This window comes from Corynebacterium sp. zg-331, assembly GCF_014267345.1.
Taxonomy (GTDB): Bacteria; Actinomycetota; Actinomycetes; order Mycobacteriales; family Mycobacteriaceae; genus Corynebacterium.
Window position 1 is genome coordinate 226,000 of sequence record NZ_JACMYD010000002.1, and the last position, 20,266, is coordinate 246,265.

The following is a 20,266-nucleotide window of genomic DNA, read 5'->3' on the forward strand; positions in this document are numbered from 1 at the left end:
CTATCCTAGGGTGTACAGAACTACCCTAGTCAAAAACATCGCTGACGTAGCTAAACTCCTCGTGTTCCATGCGCTGCACGTACTCCGCGGCCTCGTCCGCGGACAGGCGATGTGCCTCCGCGACCATGCGCGTGATCGTGCGGCGCACGGAGGGCGCTAGGCGTTCCGCGTCACCGCACACGTAGAACCGCGCGCCTTGTGCGGCCAAGTCCATGACCTCGTCGCGATCCTGCCAGAGACGATCCTGCACGTACTTGATCACGCCGTCCAGACCCTGCTCCGGGTGCCGGGAAAAGGCCGGGCGCACGTCCACCACGCCCTGACTCGACCACCGATCGAACTGCTCGGCGTAAAGATAATCGGAGTCCTTGCCGTGGCAGCCGTAGAACAGGAGGCTGCGCCCCGGCGCGACGCCCTGTTCCTCGGCGCGCAGGGATACGTCCTCCACAAAGGCGCGCAGCGGGGCCAGTCCCGTCCCCGCTCCGATGAGGATCATCGGTCGGGTCACATCGTCTTCTGCGCGGAAGTGCTCGGTTCCCGGGATCACGCTGACGGGCACGGAGGCACCCACCGGGAGCTCGGAGAGGTACGTGGAGGCGATGCCCGTGTGCCGTCCGCGACCCGACCACGCCGGTTCGTCGATCACGGTGAAAGTCAGCGTGGGGCGGTTGGCCTGCTCCGTGAGCGCGGAGGAAGAAATGGAGTAGCGGCGCGGAGCCAGGGGCTCCAGCATATTCACGAAGTCCTCGAAGCTGATCTGCACCGAGGGATACTCCTCCAGCAGGTCGAGGACGCTACGGCGCTTCTTTTGCACCTCAGCCTCGTAGGTTCCCGCCTCCAGCAGCCCCATCAGCCCGGCCTTTTCCGGCGGGCAGGGGCAAGCCTGCGCCAGAGCCTCCACGTGGCGACGCCCCGCCGGCAGCGCGAGCTCCACGTATCCGCCGAGCAATTCCGCGATGCTCAGCGGCTCGCCCAGCGGCAGGAAGCTCTCCCGGCCATCCAGGCGCACGCGGGTATCCGAGTTCAGCTGGAATCGGGCCAGCACGCGGTCCACCAGGGCCTGCGGGTTGCGCGGCAGGATCTCCAGGTAATCGCCCGTGCGGTACGTGACGTCCTCCGGCAGGCGGATTGCCACGTGGTGCTTTGCCCGGATCGGCCCCTCGTCCTCGGTGGGGCTCATGGCATAGCTTTCCTCCACCACACCGCGCACGAAGCCCTCGCTGTTCTCGGTGCGCAGGGTTTCGCCCCGGCCACCGTCCACAACCTCCAGGCCGATCTTCTCCGTGGCAACCGCGGAGTGCTCCACCTCCTCCAGTTCGGAGATCGCCGCCCACAGCCCCTCGGCCCATTCCTCAAAGGCCCCGACGTAGTCGCTGCGCACGTCGCCCACGCCCCGCTCCACGATGCGCTGGGCACCAAGGGCCGCGAGCTGGTCGTCGATCAACGTGGGAATGCGGTGGAAGGTGGCCGCCCATTCGCTGTTACCGCTGCCGAAGACCGCATAGCGCACGCCACTGAGGTCGATGGTAGCGTCGCCACTGATCCACTCCACGAACTTCTTGGCGTTGTCCGTGGGCAGCCCCTCGTAGGACGCGGTGCAGATGAGCACGGGGCCCTCGGTGGAAATATTGTCCACGGCCTCATCGAGGTCCAGGGTGTTCACCTCATAGCCCTGCGCGGTGGCGAAGGCCGCCAGACGACGCGCGAAGTTGCGGCTGGTTCCGGCGTTCGATCCCACGAGGATCTGCACGCTGTGCCCATTGGGGGCCGCCTCTACCTCAGCGTGCGCCACGGGGCACTCCATGCCGGAGGCATCGACATCCACGCCTACGGTCTTGCGGTTTTCCCCGCGGCCCTGGTAGGGCCGCTCGGCACGGGGGGTGATGCGAATATAGAAGTCCTTGGGCTTGGAGGTCAGACCATCGAGCACCTCAAGCTGGTAGTTCGGATCCGCAAACTCGATATCGAGGTGCTGAACGATCAGGGCCAGTACCATCGTGGCCTCCTGAAGGGCAAAGGCACGACCGATGCACGAGCGCTGCCCGTTGCCGAAGGGCTTCCAGGCGTTGTGCGGAATATTCTTGGCGTTCTCAAAGTCAAAGCGCTCGGGGCGGAACTCCTCCGGGTTATCCCACACCTTGGGATCGCGGTGCATGAGCGGGAGGATCACCAAAGCGGTATCCCCCGGGTGCATCTCGAATCCCTCGTGTTTCTCGTCCGCGCCCACAACGGTGGACTCGTAGGGCGTCACGGCGAAGGCCGGGGCCGTCGGGTAGAGACGCAGGGTCTCGCGCAGGATTTGGTCGATGTAGCCGAGATCCTTCAGGTCGCTGTGCTCGGGGAATCGGCCGCCCAGAACCTCATCGACCACCTTGCGGGCCTTGATCCACACGCGGGGGTTGCGCAGCAGCTCGTAGATGGCGAAGCTGAGCAGCCCCGAGGTAGTTTCATGCCCCGCGATGAGGAAGGTCACCAGCTGATACCGCAAGTTTTCATCGGAGAGCACCTCGCCGGTCTCCGGGTCCTTGGCGGACATCATCACGTCGAGGATGTCTTCCTCTCCCGCCGAGCTGGGGTTCTCCCGGCGCTCCGCGATGAGGGTATCCACCGTCTCCCACATCGTGGACACATCCTTATCGAAGCGACGCTGCGCCAGGACATTCATCTTTTTCTGCAGCTCCAAGGCGTGCGCGCGCCGCCCTGACTCGGCGAGGCCATCGCCCATCGCAGCGATGAAGGGGTGGAAGTCCTCGGAATAGAAGGAATTGAAGCGATAGCTAAAGGAACACAGGGCGATGGTGTCCAGGGTGAGACGGGTGAAATCCGCCGGGACGTTCACCTTTTCTTCCTGACGGGTGCGCGTCCACTTCAGCAGCAGCTGATCGGCAATATCGCACATGCCGTCATACATCGCCTTGAGCGCCACCGGGTTGAAGGCGGGCATGAGAATACGATGCGCCTTGGCCCACTCCGGGTCCTCCTGCTCTGCGGTAAACAAACCGTTGCCAGCGAAGCCTCGAATCTCCCGCAATGCGGAATGCACCTGCTTTTTAAAGCGGGTTTCATCGGAAAGGTCGCCGACCAATCGGTGAGAGCTGACCATATAAACGGGCTGATGTCCGGGGAAATTCTGCACGTACACTTCCCCGTATTTCTTGCCCAACTTGATCATCGACTGAACAAGATTATCAGGGTTGATGCTATAGGCAGTTCCAATTCCGGGAAGGGTCTTGGGGCCGGGAACGGCGGTGGTCATAGGGATGATGATCCTTAATTTTTCTTTAGAAAAGGTCAATGAGACTAACAATGTGCGGTGGGGCCGCGACGGAATAAACGTCGCTTATAGCCCCACGGGAAGCACGAGGCGCCTCGCCCCGGAGCGACCGAGGCGCCCGAAACGGGCTTAGCCGTAGTATTCGATCACCTGGCGGGTGTCCGGCCAGGCATTGAGGGTGCGCTCCACGAAGTCATCCAGTTCCAGGGAACCCGTGAGGTGAACCAACGGGGTGGTCAGGGGATAATCGTTGATGATCTGGGTCAGCAACTCGGGACTCATCAGTTTTCTCCTTATGCGTTGAACTCTTGCACGAGCCGGTTGGCGTAGTACGTATGACCGGCATCGGTGAGATGGAAAGTGAAGTTGTGCGGGGCGTCATCGAAGATAGCGGCGCTCAACCGATTCGGGTTCGGCGAGCAGCCGTTATTGTCGTTAGCGAGGTTAATCTCACTGACCATATCCAGGTATCGCGCACCGGTGGCCTGGGCTGCGGCACGCTGCGCGTTGCGCAACTCATCCTGATAGTAGGACACCACCGGGAAGTACCAGTGGGACACCATGCCGAGCAGGTTCGTGCCACACGTGTGGTTGGCACCGTCAGTCTGATCCGGCAGGCCCAGCATGACCACCTTGGCCTGCGGCGCAGCTTCCTTGATCCTGTTGAGGGCGCGGGTCACGTTCTCGTGATACAGAGCATTGCGGCGCTCCTGCCCCACGTTTTCATAGTTCCCGGGCTGCCACAGATCGTTCACGCCGATGGACACGCTCACCAACCGGGTACGGCCATCAAGCGCTCCGGCGGCGATAGCCTTGGATACCTGATCGTTGATCGTGTCGTGCGGAATGGCGCTCTTAGGATTGTCCTCCATGTAGGCGGTGGCACCACCGCAGGAGTAATCCTCCAACCGCAAACCGGTCTTCTGCGCCACCTGCGAAGGGAAGTTATTGACGCCCTGAGCGCAGAAGCCCTCCCGGATGGTGGGCCACTGAATATCAAGGCCCTGGCGCTGAGCGCGGGTGATCATAATGTCCAGCACGGTCGGGTTGGCGGCCACGGAGTCACCAAAGCTGACGTAGCTTTCCTGAGCGTTGGGATTAATGGGGGCCGGTGCCGCCACCCTCGGCTGTGGAATCGGCGACTGCGCCTTGACCACGTCCCCCAGGAACTGCGCCCCACCGGCGGGCTGCTGATTATCCTGAGCTAGGGCGATCCCCCCCCCCGCTAGGCTCATACCCGCCGCGCATACCGTGGCCAGGGCAAGCGAGACCCGTCGTTTCATCGAACTACCTTCCTCATTACTTCATACTTATCACTCAAGGTACAAAAGTAGCCTACTGTGAACTTAACCGACAACTGCCCACCATCACAGGCGGAACGGCAGGAAATACCTACCAAAACCGGAACCAATGATACCCCCACTCACCGCAAGAGGGAGCGGAAATCGAGGACACCTTCAGTAACATAAGCCACTTAGGTCACAGCTGTCACACGGCTCTCCCTAGAGCATAGACATCCCACCCGGCCTCCCGCCACCGCGAAAGGTCCAATACATTGCGCGCATCGATGAGGTTACGGCGCGCCACCAGCCGGGCCACAGCTGCCGGATCGAGGTCGCACAACTCCGGCCACTCCGTGGCAAGAATCACCACCTGCGCTTCCTGTAACGCTCCTTCCGCCGTGGGCGCGTAGGCCAGCATGGGAAAAACCGCTCGTGCCTTATCCATCGCCCGCGGGTCGTACACCGTTACACGCGCCCCCGCCGCGTGTAGTTCCCCCGCCACGTGCAGCGCCGGGGAATCGCGCACGTCGTCGGAATGGGGCTTAAACGCCGCGCCCAGCACGCACACCCGCACCCCCGATAACGAGGGCCCGCAGAAGCGTCGGACCAACTCCACCGTGCGCTCGCGGCGTCGGTGGTTAATCGCGTCCACCTCGCGCAGGAAGGTCGCCGCCTGCCCCACCCCCAGTTCCTCGGCGCGCGCCACGAAGGCCCGAATATCCTTGGGCAGGCACCCGCCGCCAAAGCCCAGTCCGGCACCGAGGTAGTGCCCGCCGATGCGCTCGTCATAGCCCAGGGCGCGCGCCAGGGCCGTCACGTCTGCCCCCGCCGCCTCGCAGACCTCGGATACCGCATTGATAAAGGAAATCTTGGTAGCCAAAAAGGCGTTGGCGGATACCTTCACCAGCTCCGCCGTGGGCAGGCCCATCGTCAAAAACGGCACCCCCTGCGCAATAGGCTCGGCATACACCTCGCGCACCAGCGATTCCGCCGCCGAGCCCTCGCGCAGGCCCAACACCAGGCGATCCGGGCGGAGGGTGTCCGCCACCGCGTGGCCCTCCCGCAGAAACTCCGGGTTCCATGCGATCTCCACGCTGGCCCCGGGACGCGCCAGGGAATCCGCCAGCTCCTGCAACTGCGCCGCCGTGCCCACCGGCACCGTGGACTTGCCCAGGATCAGGTGCTCGCCCTCCAGCAGCGGAACCAGCCGCTCGATCACCGCGCGCACGTGGCTCACGTCCGCCGCGCACGAGTCGCGCCGCTGCGGGGTGCCCACCGCCACGAAGTGCACCTCGGCGTGCTCCGCCGCGCGCGCATAATCCGTGCTAAACCGCAGCCTGTCGGCCTTCAGGTTGCGCGCCAATACCTCCCGCAACCCCGGCTCGTACAGCAGCGCCCGCCCCGCGGTGAGGGCCTCAATCTTGCGCCTATCGACGTCCACCCCCACCACCTCGTGGCCCAACTCCGCCATGCAGGCGGCATGCGTGGCCCCCAGGTAGCCCGTTCCTATCACGCTCAGCCTCATGCCACCAGCCCTACTCCCCCGGGGTAAACGACAAGGAAACCGGGGTGGTTACCGGAAGTTCAGGTACGCCTTCGACGGGGTGGGGCCGCGCTGCCCCTGATACTTCGAGCCCAGGCCGGAGGAACCATAGGGCGCCTCCGCCGGGGAGGACATCGCAAAGAGCGCCAGCTGCCCTACCTTCATCCCCGGATACAGCACGATGGGAAGGTTAGCCACGTTGGACAGCTCCAGCGTGATGTGCCCGGAAAAACCCGGGTCGATAAAACCGGCCGTGGAATGCGTGAGCAAACCAAGCCGCCCCAGGGAGGACTTGCCCTCCAGGCGGCCCGCCAGGTGCGCCGGCAGCGTGAACCTCTCCAGCGTGGCCCCCAGCACGAACTCGCCGGGGTGCAGCACGAAGCCCTCGTCCACCTCCACGCAGCTGGTCAGATCCTCCATCTCCCGCTTGGGGTCGATGTGGGTGTACTTGGAGTTGTTGAACACGCGGAAGAACCTATCCAGGCGCACATCCACGCTGGAGGGTTGCACCAGGGCCGCATCGTAGGGCTCGATGCCCAGATCGCCCTGGTCGATGGCACGGCGGATGTCACGATCGGAAAGAAGCACGGCACCGAGTCTACCGCGCCGGGCCCGCGAGGCCACCAGGGAGTTTCGCTTGGTCCGCCGCGGTGGTGTAGAGTATGCGGCAGCGCTTTTATGCGGCTCCTCTCGGAGGGGTCGCGATTGATGGCGCAGCGCCGATGTAATTCAATGGTAGAATGTCAGCTTCCCAAGCTGAATACGCGGGTTCGATTCCCGTCATCGGCTCCGCTTGGACGTCACTCTGGACACAAAGATTCCCGGCCCTGCTGGGAGGTGTGCGGGGTGGCGTTTTTGATGAAAAGTCCCGTCGACTTCAAGAACAAGATAGCCGACCACCACCTACAAACAACAGCTTAACCAGCAAGCCACTTAACTATGTGTCCATAGTGTGCGGGCAACCCCACATCGTTCATAAACTGCGGGTCATGCAGGTGCGGCGCCAATGGGATTACCCTGCGATGCACCGCGTGAGCGCAGAACTCTCATGGCAGCCTGACGTTCGCCTCGATGTCACCGTAGTACGGGGAGCAGAGGTAGACCGGCGGCCGGTAAGCAAACTCATCACGCTGAACCTGCTTGAGCGCTTTCAACGCTGTGGAGTCCAGGTAGCCGTGGGAGTTCACGCGCGGGATACCGAGATTGATGTCGAGCAGGATCGTTGTGGTGCTCATGCCGCCCGCTCTCATGAAGGGTGACGAGATCACACAGGGCCACGATCGTCGCAGCCTGCACACGGTTGATCTCGGCCAGCGTGTTGATTTCTCGGCGGGCTTCGTCGAGGAACGCCTCCAGCTGGGGTCGGTTGTGTGTGCCATCGGGGCGCTCCTTCCTGAGTACCCCTACATCGATTCTTCACGCCGGACGGCGCACAGGGGCCTCACCCCATTACCAACAGCTCGTGAAGTGTTAAGCTACTCCGACACCGCACCGCAGGAACAGCCCTCTGAGCGTCGGCGCAGAGGGCTGGAGCATCCGATGCGGCCACAGGCGCGTGATACCCTCGGCTCTCAACTGTGGTAGCCTCAAGGTAATCGTTCAGCCCGCTACGGCCCCAGAGTCGCAGACGGGCTGGATTTCTATCTACACCGAGGAAGTGAGCACGTGGGCACTGTCAAGCAGCCAACGTCGCCCACCCAACAACTCGAGATCCTGAAGTCCCGTGGCATGCTCGTGGACGAGGCCCTGGCTCGGCAGTGGCTCTCCAGCGTCTCCTATTACCGGCTCTCCGGTTACTGGTACTCCTACCGCATCCTCCCTGTACCAGATGATCCGAAGCAACCGAAACGACTCGATCAATTCATTCGTGGCACAACCTTCGCTCAGGTTGCCGCTCTCTACGAGTTTGACCGCAAGCTAAGAACCCTCATCCATGACGGGATGGAACGTATCGAGGTAGCCATGCGAACCCGCATCGGCGAACTCCTCGCCGCCAAGGGAGCACTGTCCTACAAGGACGCCTCACTTTTCCACGAAGACTTCGATCACGCATCATGGCTCCGCACCGCCCAGGGCCGCGTTGAGCGTGCTCGCAAACGCAACCACGCCATCGCACACTACGCAGCCAACTACGACGACTACCCATTTTGGGTACTCGCCGATGTCCTCGACTTCTCCGACATCTCGCAGCTCTACGACGGCCTGCGGCTCGGTGACCAGCGCTCCATCTCCGAGAGCTACGGATTCATCGTCGACCCCGAACGATTGAACGCGAAGCAGAAGCGCAGCTACTACCATCAAGACCCACTGGCACGCTGGCTGGAGCAACTCACCGTGCTTCGAAACACCTGCGCGCATCATGGACGCGTGTGGAACCGGTACCTGACACCGGCCTCCTCCAACGCCTTCCTCACCATCGATCACCTCTCCTCACTGCCTCGCGGCCAGAGCGATCGACTCTACGGGGCACTACTCGTGATGGCCTTCATGCTCAACACCATTTCCCCAGGCACGTCCTGGCCACACAAGCTCCGCCGCCTCATCGAAACGGAGTACCTTCTCTTGAGAGGCCGCTCTCTTGAAGAGATGGGCTTCCCGGAGAACTGGCAACAGTTATCACTCTGGAACCCAGGCACAGATCAGTCCTTCATGTAGAAGCCGCACTCGTAGCCGTCAGCATCGAGAGGGACTCCCTCCACCCAGGCGGGCACGGTGGCCATGAGTTCGCAGATCTCCTCCACGTTTGACTCAGCGGTTTCGACTCACGATCACCCGGACCATAGTTCCCCGCCGCAAGTTCCGCCTCGGCCACCGTAGCGGGTATGCACCCCGAGGAATCACGCACAGCGCCAGCCAACCTCCAACATTCGCAACAGTCGTTCCACAGCGTCGTCGTCCTCGCCCGCCCACGCTATCCCCAAGACCGCGGAGTAGAGATCGCGCGCACTAATTTCGGCGTTGATGACGCCGGAGGCCTGCGCGGCACCCAGCAGACGCTCCAGCGTCCCCAAGAGATCCGCACACGTGGCCGCCAAGGGCCCCTCCCCCGTCGCAATCGCCTCGTTCATGGGCGCGCTCGCGCCTTCAAAGGAACGCGACCAGCGCACAATAATCCGCAGCCACTCCCGCACCGCCTGCGCCGCATCGTCGATCCGGGCAAGGCGCCGCCCTTCTTGCTCCACCTGCGGCGCGCAGCCCTCCAACACCGCACCAAAGAGCGCCTCCCTGTTCGGAAAATGCCGGTACAACGTTCCCGATCCCACGCCGGCGGCCTTGGCCACCTTGTCCATGGACACGTCGAAGCCGTGGGCCGAAAACTCATCGCGGGCCACAGCAAGGATCGCATCGCGGTTTGCCCGCGCGTCCCTGCGCGTTTTTTTGTCTGGTTGAGGCATGGGGTTTCCTTCACGCTTGAAAAACGGAGAGTGTCTCCGTATAGTGTTGCATGTAAGCGGAGAGCATCCCCGTTTACATGCAGACAGAGTAAGCCAGAGCAGGAATCATGACAACTAGCACCACGACACCGGACCTCAGCCCCGCCGCGCTGCGCCACACTTTCGGCGCTTTCCCCACCGGCATAGCCCTCATCGCCGCCAACCTAAACGGAAAGCCCACGGGAATGCTGGCAAGCTCCTTCACCACCACCTCATTGCAGCCACCGCTCGCGCACATCAGCTTCGACAAATCCTCGACCACGTGGCCCTCGCTCCGCACGGCCCCGCTAGCCGGCATCTCTATACTCAGCACCGATAACCACAGGGACATCGAGCTGCTACGCCGCCCCACGGAGCATCGCTTCGATGGAATGACGTTGACCCATCATCCGGGCGATGCGCTCACGCTTCCGAACGCAATCGCCACCTTCCTCGTGAGCCCCCATGAGGACATCGACACGGGAGACCACATCACCCGCTTCTTTAGGATCCTTGAGCACTCCCGCCGCCCGAATGCCGAGCCCCTGGTCTTCCACAACAGCGCGATCACCGCCCTCCAGCAGGACTAACGCCCACTAGATCTCACGCCTCTTAAGGAGAAACAATGACTTCCGAAACCCCCACGACCACCCCCAAGGGCAGCGACAAGCCCCGCATGCTCATCGGCATGCAGCTGGGCAACGGATACGGTTCGCAGGTGACCGCGTGGCGCGCCCCGCAGGTGGACGTCAACAACTACGTCAACCTAGACTCCCACGTCCGCTATGCCCGCAAGGCCGAGCGCGGAAAGTTCCACTTTCTGTTCTTCCCGGACTCGCCGAATCAAACCCAAAAGCATCCGGGCGAAGCCCCACAGATGACGCTCGACCCGCTCATCACCATGGCCGCCATCGCCCGAGAGACCTCCCACATCGGCATGGTCACCACCGCCTCTACCTCCTGGAACGAGCCCTATAACCTGGCGCGCCAACTCAAAACCCTCGACGTCATGTCCGGGGGTCGCATCGGATGGAATGCAGTGACGGGCTCCGACCCCATGGGAGCCGCCAATTTTGGCCAAGAGCTCAAGCCCTCACACGAACGCTACGAACGCCTCCACGAATTTGTCCAGATCACCCAGGCGCTCTGGGGTTCGTGGGAAAAAGATAATTGGCCGCCCAACCGCGACGCCAGCATCTTTGCCGATCCCGACAAGATCCGCCCCATCAACCTAGGAGGCAAGCACGTGGCCTCCCGCGGACCGCTGCCCATCCCACCCTCCAAGCAGGGCCAACCCGTTATTTTCCAGGCCGGCGGATCGCCCAACGGCCTCACCGTGGCCGGCCGTTACGCCAACGTCGTCATCGGCGCGGCCTTTACCAAGGAGGACGCCAAGGCGCAGCGGATGCGCGTGCGTCAGGCCGCGGCCGACGCCGGCCGGGATCCCGACGAGATGAAGTTCGTCGCCGGGATCATGCCCACCATAGCCCCCACCATGCGCGAGGCCCTGGATCGGCGAGGCTTCCTCGTGGAACCCACCATCCAACAGCGCGTGAGCTACCTCGGCCTCATGCTCTCGACCACGCTCACCCCGGAGGACCTTGACACCACGCTGACGAATCGACCGCTGCGCGCCAACCCCTCCGATCCCCGCTCGGGGCGCGCCCTCGAGCTCGCGCGCGAGGGGTGGACCGTGCGCGACATCCTCTACCACGGCATCATCGATTTCCATCCTTCGCCCATCGGGCCGCCCGAGGTCACCGCCGATCACATGCAGGAGTGGTTTGAGTACGGCGCGGTTGACGGTTTTTGGTTCAGCCCCGACATCTACGAGGACGGCATCGACGCCTTCGTCGACGGTGTGGTGCCGATCCTACAGCGGCGCGGCCTCTTCCACGCCGACTACGAAGCCGATACCCTCCGCGGACATCTCGGCATCGCCGAGCAATACGGCCCGGATCCCCGCCTCCAGTAGGCGGACGCAGGAAGCTTCACTCGCGATCCCTCGGGGTTACTTCCGCGATACGCAGCTCCCTGGGCCGCACATCGTGCCCCTCCTCGCAGGCCAGGCGGGTATTCACCCGCGCCCCGCACCCGTCGTGGATCACGGGTCCCAGGGGCTCCTCGCACCGGTCGAGGTGCGCCAGCCCCCAGGATTGCAGGGCCAGCAGCGTGGGGAGGAGATCGACCCCGGCCGGGGTGAGGTGGTACGAGTTGCGCGCCCTCGCGCCGGGTTCCCGGTATTCCTCCGTGCGCACAAGGCCCGCGGTGCGCAGGGCCTTGAGCCTGGCGGAGAGGAGGTTCTTCGGGCAGTTCAGGCTGTGGTGAATATCGCTGAACCTGTGCAGCCCGCGGGCGATGTCGCGCAGGATCAGCAGGCTCCACTTCTCGCCGACGATCTCCAGGGTGCGGGCGATGGGGCACGCGCTCAGCGACGGGCTCGGCATTGACATCGGGTACCACTCCCTTCTAAGTTCATTTATTAAACTTAGGATAGCACGACGGGAGACCGATGAAAGCCCTCGCACTGAAAAAGTACGGCCAGCCCCTCGCATGGATCAACGCACCCGTGCCCACCCCCGCCGACGGGGAGGTCGTGGTGCGGGTGCACGCCGCGAGCCTCAACCCGCTGGACGCCATGATCCAGCGCGGCGAGATCAAGGCGCTGTACCGGCACAAACCCAACCAGATCATGGGCAACGACCTGGCCGGGGTGATCACCGCAATAGGCGAGGGCGTCACCTCCTTTGCCATCGGGGACGAGGTCTACGCGCGCCCCGCGATCCAGAGGCTGGGGGCCTTTGCCGAATACGCCGCGCTCGGCGTGGAGGACGTGGCACCCAAGCCGCGCAACCTCACGATGGCGGAGGCCGCCTCCCTGCCACTGGTCAGCCTGACCGCCCTCCAGGCCTTCACGGAAAAGACCCGCGTGGGCCCCGGCACCACCGTCTTTATTCAGGGCGGAGCCGGCGGGCTTGGCTCCGCGGCGATCCAGGTGGCCACCATGCTCGGGGCCACCGTCGCCACCACGGTGGGCACCAAGGACGTCGCCCTCGCCCGCACGCTGGGGGCGGACATCGTCGTCGATTACCGCACCCAGAGGTACGAGGACTTCGTGGCGGACTGTGACGTCGTCCTCGACACCCTGGGCGGGACGGAAATCGAGCGCTCCATGGGGGTGCTCAAGCCCGGCGGCACCCTCGTCTCGGTCATCGGCAACCCCGATACCGAGCTCGCCACGCAGATCGGCAGGCCATACATGAAACCCGTCATGGCCCTGCTCAGCCGCAAGGAACGCGCCGCCGCGAAACGGCACGGGGTGAGCTATAAGTTCCTGTTCATGCGCGCCGACGGCGCGCAGCTCGGCCGCATCACGCAGGCCGTGGAAAGCGGCGCCCTCACGCCGCTGGTCGGCCGCGTCTTCCCCTTCGCGGAGCTTGCCGAGGAACTCTCCCCGCTGGGCACAAAGAAAGCTGGCCCGGGCAAGACCGTGGCGCAGATGGTGGCCCCGGGGGCCTGAGCCCTACACCACCTCGCGCACGCGCCGCTGCCCCGCCGCCCACGCCCGGGCTCCGGGCAGCAGCAGGAATACCAGCAGCCCCACGAGGTAGGGCACGTAGATCAGCCCGGCGTAGGAGAAGTCCAAGGGCATGAGCCATACCCACGCCGAGAGCACCAGGAGCACCGCCGTGGAGCCCACCGCCGCCGCGTGCGCCACCGGGTTCGATCCGCGCAGGGCGATGGCCGCCACGGCCAGCCCGTGCAGGCAGTACAGGGCGGCGGCGAAGGCCATCACCGCCAGCGAGGCCACCACCCCGGCGGTGAGAACCTGGGTGCCCACCCCCACGCCGTAGACCTGGTTAAGCGCGTCCATGCCGCGCAGCTCCCGGCGCGCGGCGAGGTAGAGAAACACCATCGCCAGCAGGGAGATCAGCGCCCCGCCCAGGGCCAGCAGCGTCGCCCCGCCAACAGCCGTCGGCGCGGCCCTGAAGGCCTCCCCGAGGGTATCGGGCGGGGTGCCCACCGGTTCGTAGCGGTAGTGCACGCGGCGCGCCGGGGCCGGGGAGCCCGCGAGCTGGCGCAGGGAGGTGATGGTGAGGGGTTCGCCGTGCGGGTCGCCCAGGCGGGCGTCGTAGATTCGCCTCGTGGCCTCGTCTCCGAGGATGATCCGGGCGGTGGCAGCCTCGTCGTAGTCGGGGTCGTTGCGCTCGCCGCCATGTTCCAGGTGGGCGGCGAGCCTGGCGTCGAGCTCGGCGGCGATGTCCGCGCTGCTGGCATCCCGGCGCAGCCCCAGCGAATCGTAGAGATTGTAGTGCTCGCTCATGGGGGAAATCCTAACAGCGCCGCGGCACGCCTCCTCCTACCCGCACGTGACGATGGGCTGTGGGTCGTAGACCGTGGTGGTCTCCTCCCGGCCGATCTCGCGGCCGGAGAGATCCTTGATGATGCGGGTGTCCGAGGTGGTAAAGCCCGGCGCGCCGCCCGAGGGGGAGCACGTACTGCCCGAGAGGCTGAGCCGCTGCGGGGAGGTCTGCGCCCAGCGTCCGCCATTGACCGATTCCACGTTGACGGTCTTCACACCCATGAGCTTCACGGTGACGTCGCCGCCGCCCACGGAGGTGTCGATGCGCACGGGATAGTCGGAATCGTTGCGGAACTGCAGGTCGATGGCCCCCTCGTACACGGTGGCCTCGCGCCCGGCCGGGTAGCGGGAGATGTAGTAGCTGTGCGGGGTGTGGGCGACGTCGGTCATCCCGGCGAAGTACGCGGCGTTGTAGAGGGTGGTAGCGAATTGGGAGATGCCGCCGCCCACGGCCTCGTCGGCGTGGCCGTTGAGGATGATGCCGCTTTCCACGTAACCCTGGGCCTTGCCCCGGGGCCCGGTGTAGCCGTTGAGGGAGAAGGTCTCCCCCGGCGGGACGATCGCGCCGTTGACCGCCTGGGCCACCAGGGCGATGTTCTTGCCGGAGGCCTCGGAATAGCCGCCGGTGCTAAACTCCCCCACCACCTCGTCGAAGGTGGCGGCCTCCGCCTGCTCGGTGGTGAAGGTGGCCGGCTCGTCGATGTAGGCGACGTCGAACTGCCGCGGCTGGGTGCCCACGATGCGCTCGCGCAGCTGCTGGGTGCTCTTGTCCCAGTCGATGGTCACGCCGTCCACGTGCGGGGTAACCTGCTTGGCGTCGCCGCGAAAGGAGATCTGCGCGTTGGCGCGCTGCCGCTCGGTGCCGGCCAGGCCCTGGGCCAGCATCGCCTGGGCGGCCTCCAGGTTCACGTCGGTGCGCAGCGCGCCGCGATCCGGGGCGAAGGTCACCACCTCGCCCATGCGCTCCACGGGCAGCACGCCCTTGACGCCGTCGCGGCCCCGGGCCACCACCGGGGCGGAGACGGCGCGGGCGGCGTCCCCCTCGGCGGCGGCGCGCGCGGCGGCATCCCTGATCTCCGGGTCCACCGTGGTGGCGGCCACCTCGATGCCCTTGGGATTGAGCCACTCCGAGGTCACGGCCTTGCGCAGCTCCTCGCGGCCGATGTTTTGCCCGCTGATCTCCGGTTCGGTCACCACCCTGCCCCCCTCGATGCGCACCGCAGCGTCGCGCGGCGCGCGGGAGAGATCGCCGCGCACCCGCTCCAGGGTGGCGGTGAACGCGGAGTCCTCCGCCCGGCTGACGATATCCACCTCGTAGGTATCGACGAAGCCGCGCACGCGGGTGATCGGGTTCAACGACTGCGCCCCGGCCGCCGCCACCGTGGCGCCCCAATCCGGAGCCACGCCGGAATCGGCGGGGATGAACTGCGTGGTGAGTTCCCCGGCGCGCACCGCCACCGGCCGCGAGGAGACCGCGCCCAGCTGCGCGTCGAGCTTCGCGGCGGCCTCCGCCTTCGTCAGCCCACCGATCTGTACTCCCCCCACGGTCGCGCCGCGGGGAACGCTACCCTTGGAGGTGAGCACGTCCGCCGCGTAGGCCAGGATCGCCAGGGCCACCAGTACCAGGATCGCCCAGAGGGTGATCCTGAGGCCACGGCGGCTACCACGCTGGTCAGTAGACTTATTCACGGTGCTTAAGCGTAACCACCCGCCCCCGGAAAATCACATTATCGCGGGGCGCGCGGCGGGGCTAAAGAACGCCCGCCGAGGCCCGCAGCCGCTCCTCCGTCAACCGTCCGTCCGCCACGGCGGCCACCACCTTGTCGATGGCCTCTCCCACCGCCTCGCCCGAGGACCACAGGGCGCGATCCGCCCCGGCCACCACGGCCTGCGCCACGGCCTCGGCGGTGGACAGGCGCTCGGTGATAGCGCGCATCCCGGAGAGGTCGTCAGTGTAGACGGTACCGCCAAAGGGCACGCCCTGCGGGTAGGCGCCGCTGCGCAGCAGACCGTACACGGCGGGATCGATGCTCGACGGCACATCCCCCGAGCTCAACCCCGGCACCACCAGGTGGCCCACCATCACCCCGGCGCCCCGGGAATCCGCCAGAGCCGGGCCGTAGCCGCGCAGGTCGAGATGGCTCAGCCGCTCGATCGGCGGGGTCACCGCCGCTCCCTTATGCGTATCGCCGCTGGCCGCCCCGTGACCGGGGAAATGCTTGAACACCGGCTTGACCCCGGCGGCGTGCAGGCCGCGGGCGAAGGCGGCCGCGTACTGCGCGGCACACTGCGGCTCGGTGCCAAAGGAGCGGTCCCCCACGACCTCCAGCCCCGCGCTATCCACGTCCAGCACCGGGGCGAAGTCGATGGTGATCCCGCGCTCGCGCAGGCTGCGGCCCATGCGGAGCGCCAGGTCCTCGGTCTCCTGGGGGCTCATCGTGTCCGCCATCTCCCGCGGGGAGGGAAACTCGCCCAGCACCGAGGAATGGCGCTGGACCCGACCCCCCTCGAAATCAATGGAGACGCTGAAATCGCGCCCCACCGCCTCGCGCAGGGCCGCGATGTCCCGCCCGGGCTCCGTGAGGATCGCCGGATCGGCCCAGCTGGTGATGAAGATGCCGCCCACGCCCTGGCGCAGCTTGACCAGGGCGTCGTCGTAATCCGTCACGCCCACCACCATGAGGGAGGCAGCCAGCGCGCGCAGCTCCTCCGGGGTGGTCTTCGTCGGCGGCGCCTCGAGGGAGGAGGCCGGCGCGGTAGTCATCGGGGAGGCCGCCGAGGAGGCGGGGGGATCGGCCGGGGCGTCTCCCGGGCCAGCACACCCCGCCGCGAGGGCCGCGGTGAGGGCCACGACCACCGCGCCACTGTGAAAAAACCGCATGCTCCTCCTCGACATACATCCCGGATACCCAGGTTATCGGATACCCGCGCGGGGCCCTCGGGGTGCCCCCACCGTCGGGGCGCGACCCCGGGGAATCCTCCCGGCAACCTGCTAGGCTGTGTGCTCATGGCACGAGCATCCGATTCCCTGCCGCGGCGCACCCTGGGGCCCGCCGTGGCCAGCGTGGTCGTGGGCATTGCCCTGGGGGTCATCGCCATCCTCGGCATTTCCTCGTTGAGTCAGCAGAACGCGGTTCCCGCCGGGGGCACGCCCAACGCGGAAGATTCCCTGCTCGGCGGCCCGGAATATGGTTCCCGCACTTAGCCGACGCGCCCCGACCCCCCGCTGGGGTCACGCCTGGGGGTGGGGCGTGCTCGCCCTAGTGGTTCTCCTTCAACCGTGGGGACGGGTGGCGGCCGACACCAAGCACGACCTCACGGCTAACCCGTGGGGCTTCCTGCGCGGCGCGCTGCACTCCTACTCGGATGTCTTTCCCCTGGGGCAAGCGCAGAATCAGGCCTACGGCTACCTGTTTCCCCAGGGTCTTTTCTTTGCGCTGGCCGAGCCGCTGCCGGATTGGGTAGCGCAGCGCCTGTGGTGGCTGATCATGATGGGGGTGGGCTTTTCCGGCGCCCTGGTGCTGCTGCGCCGTCTTCACCTCTCGGCCGGCGTGGGCACCCCGGCGAGCAGGTGGGGCGCCGCGCTGCTTTTTGCGCTCAGCCCCCGAACGCTGAGCACGCTAACGGCCATCTCCTCGGAAACCTGGCCGGTCATGCTGGCCCCGTGGATCGCGGCGGCCTTCGTGGGGGTGCTCGATCGCCGGGCGGTGGCGGCAGGGGTGCTGCCGGTGGCGGCCCTGGGGGCGGTCAATGCCACCGCCACGCTGGCCGCCTGCACGCCGGCGGGAGTGATACTGCTGTGGCGGTGCCGACGCCGCGACGCGGGCGCGGTACGGGTGCTGGCCTGGTGGGTGGCGGGCTGCGCCCTGGTCAGCCTGTGGTGGATCGTTCCCCTGGCGGTGCTGGGGCGCTACGCGCCGCCATTTATGGACTTCATCGAATCCGCCTTCGTGACCACCCGGTGGCTCAATCCCGCCGAGGTGCTGCGCGGCGCCACCAGCTGGGTCCCCTTTGCCAGCGCGGAGCGCACCGCGGGCTACCTCGTAGTCACCGAGCCGGTCGTGGTGCTGAGCACCCTGGCGGTGGCGGCGCTGGGGCTGATCGGGCTGCGCCGCGCCCCCCACCGGGACCCGTGGCTGGTCATGCTGCTGTGCGGCGTGGCGATCCTGGGCGCGGGCTGGTCGGCGGGCGCCCCCTGGGCCGCGCAGTATCAGGCGTTCCTGGACGGCGCGGGGGCAGCGCTGCGCAATCTGCACAAGTTCGACCCCCTGGTGCGGTTGCCGCTGGTGGTGGGCCTGGCCGCGCTGGGCAGTGCGCCGCGCGGCGGCCGAAGCAGGAGCGCGATCGCGCTGGTGGCGGCGGTGGCGTCGATCAGCGTGGCCCCGGCGTGGAGCGCCCGGCTGCTGCCGCAGGGGACCTTCGAGCAGGTGCCGCAGGAGTGGCGCGAGGCTACGGAGTTTATCAACGCTCACGCCGCCGATACCCGCACGCTGATCCTCCCGGAGGCCGCCTTCGCCCGGCAGGAATGGGGCTGGACCCGCGACGAGCCGGCCCAGCCGCTGCTCTCCGTGCCGTGGGTGGTGCGCGACGCGATCCCCCTGGTCGATCCCGAGGCCATTCGCGGCCTCGACGGCCTGCTCGCGGTGCTGCACGACGACCCCCTGGCCGCCCGCACCACCCTGCACCGCATGGGGATAGGCGCGCTGCTGGTGCGCCACGACCTCGACGAGGTCGCCGACCCCGGCGCGGACATCGCGGTGCCGGAGGAGCTGGGCGAGGTGCACCGCTTCGGCGCGATCGAGGCGGTGCTGCTGCCCACCCAACCCGACATGCGCGTGATAGAGGGCGCGCCTGTGCGCGTGGCGGGCGGCGGGGAATCGCTGGCGCTGCTGGATGCCCTGGGCACGGCAGCCTCCTACGAGCTGGTGGCGGATCACGCCCAGGTGGTCACGGATACCCCCATGCTGATCGCCCGCAACTACGGCGCCCTCCACGGGGCCCAGTCCGCGCCCCTGGCCGAGCCTCGGGAGGGGGCCGACGTGCGCAACAGGGTGCCGGATTACCCCAGCGCCGGGCCGCTGACCTCGGTGGCGCAGCGCGGTGGGCGGGTCCAGGCGTCCTCCTCCGCCTCCGACGCCACCAGCTTCGGCGGCGCGGATCCGGCGCGCTCCCCCACCGCCGCGGTGGACGGGGAACAGCGGACCGCCTGGTATCCGGCCCCCGGCCCCGCCCGCGGCCAATGGCTGGAGGTGATCCCGGACTCCCCGGTCACGAAGGTCACCGTCACTACCACCGAGGACGCCACGCTGCGCGTGAACTCGCAGGAGGTGCGCACCCGCGCCGGCGAACCCTCCACGGTGCGGTGGGACGCCCCGGCCTCGGCGGTGCGCCTCACGCTGGGCTCGATCACGGGAATCGCGGAGGTGCTACTGCCCGAACACCCGGTGGAGCGCGTGGTCACCGTGCCCGATACCTCCCCGGAGGTGGAGCAGTTCGTGTTCCAGCGGCTCGCGGTGGACACCGGCGTGCTCCTCCGCGAGTTCACCGCGCCCAGGAACATGCGGGTGCGCATCGAGTCCCCCACCGACCAGCCGGTGCGCATCGACGGCACCGAGCACGCCCCCGGCGAGACGGTCGCGCTGGCCGCCGGCACGCACCGAGTGCGCAGCCCGGCGATGTGGGTGCGCCTGAGCGAGAACCAACCGGCCTCCCCGCTGAGCCGGGACGTCCGCGACCGCATCGACCCTACCGGCGCGGAGCGGCTGGTGGTGACCAACCGGGCGGCCAACCCCGGGCTGCGCATGACCGTGGGCGGGGTGTCCCTCACCCCCCGCACGGTGGAGGCCGGGGTACAGGCGTTCGTGCTGCCCGCCGGGGTGGGCGGCGCGATCGACATGGGCTTTGCCGGCGAGCGCGCCTACCGGGTGGGCCTGATCGGCGGGCTGATCCTCGCGGCGCTCACCGCGCTGTGGGCGGTGGGCGTGACCGTCCGCCGCGGCGCCCCCACTCCCACTACCGGGGAAAACCGGACCCAGGGGCGAGGGGCGTGGCTGCCCTGCCTGGCTGTGTGCGGCCTGCTCGGCGGGCTACCGGGGGTGGGCACGGCGGTGGCCTCCTGGCTGGTGCTGCGGTGGAGCACCTGGCGACCCGGCTGGTTCATCGCCGCCACCCTGGGCATCGCGGGGGCGTGGCTGGCCCGCGCCCCCTGGCCCAGCGTCGACTATGCCGGGGATTCGCCGTTCCTAGGGTTATGCGTGCTCGCGGCCCTGGGGGCGGCGTGCGCGCCACCGGCTCAGGATCGCCCGGCGCGCGGGTACCTCCACCCACTCGTAGCTCGCCGCCGCCACCACGGTGCTCAACGGGAGCGCGGCTAGGGCCACCACCGCGCTG

Annotated in this window: 17 protein-coding genes and 1 tRNA gene; 7 read left to right on the forward strand and 11 right to left on the reverse strand. The window is 66.8% G+C overall.

Translation table 11 applies throughout. The features are described from left to right. Positions 1-25: 25 nt before the first annotated feature. The 5 genes from H7347_RS04340 to dcd form a co-directional block, all read right to left on the reverse strand. Positions 26-3,256: a bifunctional cytochrome P450/NADPH--P450 reductase gene (locus H7347_RS04340; RefSeq protein WP_152821670.1), complete on the reverse strand. Its 3,231-nt coding sequence runs from the start codon at positions 3,254-3,256 to the stop codon at positions 26-28. A 147-nt stretch (positions 3,257-3,403) separates the two neighbouring features. Beyond that, positions 3,404-3,556 (reverse strand): hypothetical protein, encoded by a 153-nt coding sequence (locus tag H7347_RS04345; RefSeq protein WP_186337230.1) that lies wholly within the window; start codon positions 3,554-3,556, stop codon positions 3,404-3,406. 11 nt (positions 3,557-3,567) lie between these two features. After that, entirely contained in the window at positions 3,568-4,557 is a 990-nt protein-coding gene (locus H7347_RS04350) for a GDSL-type esterase/lipase family protein (protein WP_152821672.1), read from the reverse strand. Positions 4,558-4,762: 205 nt separating this feature from the next. After that, positions 4,763-6,082 carry a UDP-glucose/GDP-mannose dehydrogenase family protein gene (locus H7347_RS04355; protein ID WP_152821674.1) on the reverse strand — a complete coding sequence of 440 codons (1,320 nt, stop codon included), beginning with the start codon at positions 6,080-6,082 and terminating at the stop codon, positions 4,763-4,765. Between the two features lie 48 nt (positions 6,083-6,130). Further along, the gene (gene dcd, locus H7347_RS04360) at positions 6,131-6,688 is read right to left on the reverse strand and encodes a dCTP deaminase (protein ID WP_186337231.1); all 558 of its coding nucleotides are present in this window, start codon (positions 6,686-6,688) and stop codon (positions 6,131-6,133) included. A gap of 130 nt (positions 6,689-6,818) precedes the next feature. On the opposite strand from dcd, the gene H7347_RS04365 reads away from it, so the two are divergent. Then, a tRNA-Gly gene (locus tag H7347_RS04365) sits at positions 6,819-6,889 on the forward strand. A gap of 257 nt (positions 6,890-7,146) precedes the next feature. On the opposite strand, the gene H7347_RS04370 is transcribed toward H7347_RS04365, so the two are convergent. Further along, positions 7,147-7,335, reverse strand: a complete 189-nt coding sequence (locus H7347_RS04370) for a hypothetical protein (protein ID WP_152821677.1) — start codon at positions 7,333-7,335, stop codon at positions 7,147-7,149. 430 nt (positions 7,336-7,765) lie between these two features. Here H7347_RS04370 and H7347_RS04375 point away from each other — a divergent pair, with 430 nt between their 5' ends. Next, complete coding sequence (locus H7347_RS04375) at positions 7,766-8,755, forward strand: Abi family protein (RefSeq protein ID WP_186337232.1); 990 nt, start codon at positions 7,766-7,768, stop codon at positions 8,753-8,755. Positions 8,756-8,937: 182 nt separating this feature from the next. Here the strand turns inward: H7347_RS04375 and H7347_RS04380 are convergent, their stop codons facing one another. Further along, the gene (locus H7347_RS04380) at positions 8,938-9,495 is read right to left on the reverse strand and encodes a TetR/AcrR family transcriptional regulator (protein WP_152821681.1); all 558 of its coding nucleotides are present in this window, start codon (positions 9,493-9,495) and stop codon (positions 8,938-8,940) included. Positions 9,496-9,602: 107 nt separating this feature from the next. Between H7347_RS04380 and H7347_RS04385 the strand changes: the two genes are divergently transcribed. After that, positions 9,603-10,103 carry a flavin reductase family protein gene (locus H7347_RS04385; RefSeq protein WP_152821683.1) on the forward strand — a complete coding sequence of 167 codons (501 nt, stop codon included), beginning with the start codon at positions 9,603-9,605 and terminating at the stop codon, positions 10,101-10,103. A gap of 35 nt (positions 10,104-10,138) precedes the next feature. After that, complete coding sequence (locus tag H7347_RS04390; RefSeq protein ID WP_152821685.1) at positions 10,139-11,488, forward strand: NtaA/DmoA family FMN-dependent monooxygenase; 1,350 nt, start codon at positions 10,139-10,141, stop codon at positions 11,486-11,488. A 16-nt stretch (positions 11,489-11,504) separates the two neighbouring features. Here the strand turns inward: H7347_RS04390 and H7347_RS04395 are convergent, their stop codons facing one another. Continuing rightward, entirely contained in the window at positions 11,505-11,966 is a 462-nt protein-coding gene (locus tag H7347_RS04395) for a helix-turn-helix domain-containing protein (RefSeq protein WP_152821687.1), read from the reverse strand. Positions 11,967-12,025: 59 nt separating this feature from the next. Between H7347_RS04395 and H7347_RS04400 the strand changes: the two genes are divergently transcribed. Beyond that, on the forward strand, positions 12,026-13,033 hold the full coding sequence (locus tag H7347_RS04400) for an NADP-dependent oxidoreductase (RefSeq protein WP_152821689.1): 1,008 nt from the start codon (positions 12,026-12,028) through the stop codon (positions 13,031-13,033). Between the two features lie 3 nt (positions 13,034-13,036). Here the strand turns inward: H7347_RS04400 and H7347_RS04405 are convergent, their stop codons facing one another. From H7347_RS04405 to H7347_RS04415, 3 genes are all read right to left on the reverse strand, one after another. Continuing rightward, entirely contained in the window at positions 13,037-13,837 is an 801-nt protein-coding gene (locus tag H7347_RS04405) for a hypothetical protein (RefSeq protein ID WP_152821691.1), read from the reverse strand. A gap of 36 nt (positions 13,838-13,873) precedes the next feature. Next, positions 13,874-15,565 carry a VanW family protein gene (locus H7347_RS04410; protein ID WP_186337233.1) on the reverse strand — a complete coding sequence of 564 codons (1,692 nt, stop codon included), beginning with the start codon at positions 15,563-15,565 and terminating at the stop codon, positions 13,874-13,876. A 61-nt stretch (positions 15,566-15,626) separates the two neighbouring features. Next, positions 15,627-16,757, reverse strand: a complete 1,131-nt coding sequence (locus H7347_RS04415) for a glycoside hydrolase family 3 N-terminal domain-containing protein (protein WP_152821693.1) — start codon at positions 16,755-16,757, stop codon at positions 15,627-15,629. Positions 16,758-16,883: 126 nt separating this feature from the next. Between H7347_RS04415 and H7347_RS04420 the strand changes: the two genes are divergently transcribed. Further along, positions 16,884-17,081 (forward strand): DUF2613 domain-containing protein, encoded by a 198-nt coding sequence (locus tag H7347_RS04420; RefSeq protein WP_152821695.1) that lies wholly within the window; start codon positions 16,884-16,886, stop codon positions 17,079-17,081. Further along, on the forward strand, positions 17,065-20,250 hold the full coding sequence (locus H7347_RS10930; protein ID WP_152821697.1) for an alpha-(1->3)-arabinofuranosyltransferase family protein: 3,186 nt from the start codon (positions 17,065-17,067) through the stop codon (positions 20,248-20,250). The genes H7347_RS04420 and H7347_RS10930 overlap by 17 nt, the downstream gene beginning before the upstream one ends. Positions 20,251-20,266 lie beyond the last annotated feature (16 nt).

Bases quoted from the DNA above. Each gene is read 5' to 3' on its own strand.
- H7347_RS04355 (WP_152821674.1), bottom strand. From the start codon at position 6,082: ATGAGGCTGAGCGTGATAGGAACGGGCTACCTGGGGGCCACGCATGCC.
- H7347_RS04405 (WP_152821691.1), bottom strand. From the start codon at position 13,837: ATGAGCGAGCACTACAATCTCTACGATTCGCTGGGGCTGCGCCGGGAT.
- H7347_RS04420 (WP_152821695.1), top strand. From the start codon at position 16,884: ATGGCACGAGCATCCGATTCCCTGCCGCGGCGCACCCTGGGGCCCGCC.
- H7347_RS04390 (WP_152821685.1), top strand. From the start codon at position 10,139: ATGACTTCCGAAACCCCCACGACCACCCCCAAGGGCAGCGACAAGCCC.
- H7347_RS04340 (WP_152821670.1), bottom strand. From the start codon at position 3,256: ATGACCACCGCCGTTCCCGGCCCCAAGACCCTTCCCGGAATTGGAACT.
- H7347_RS04415 (WP_152821693.1), bottom strand. From the start codon at position 16,757: ATGCGGTTTTTTCACAGTGGCGCGGTGGTCGTGGCCCTCACCGCGGCC.
- H7347_RS04400 (WP_152821689.1), top strand. From the start codon at position 12,026: ATGAAAGCCCTCGCACTGAAAAAGTACGGCCAGCCCCTCGCATGGATC.
- H7347_RS04370 (WP_152821677.1), bottom strand. From the start codon at position 7,335: ATGAGCACCACAACGATCCTGCTCGACATCAATCTCGGTATCCCGCGC.
- H7347_RS04380 (WP_152821681.1), bottom strand. From the start codon at position 9,495: ATGCCTCAACCAGACAAAAAAACGCGCAGGGACGCGCGGGCAAACCGC.
- H7347_RS10930 (WP_152821697.1), top strand. From the start codon at position 17,065: ATGGTTCCCGCACTTAGCCGACGCGCCCCGACCCCCCGCTGGGGTCAC.
- H7347_RS04395 (WP_152821687.1), bottom strand. From the start codon at position 11,966: ATGTCAATGCCGAGCCCGTCGCTGAGCGCGTGCCCCATCGCCCGCACC.
- H7347_RS04345 (WP_186337230.1), bottom strand. From the start codon at position 3,556: ATGAGTCCCGAGTTGCTGACCCAGATCATCAACGATTATCCCCTGACC.
- H7347_RS04350 (WP_152821672.1), bottom strand. From the start codon at position 4,557: ATGAAACGACGGGTCTCGCTTGCCCTGGCCACGGTATGCGCGGCGGGT.
- H7347_RS04385 (WP_152821683.1), top strand. From the start codon at position 9,603: ATGACAACTAGCACCACGACACCGGACCTCAGCCCCGCCGCGCTGCGC.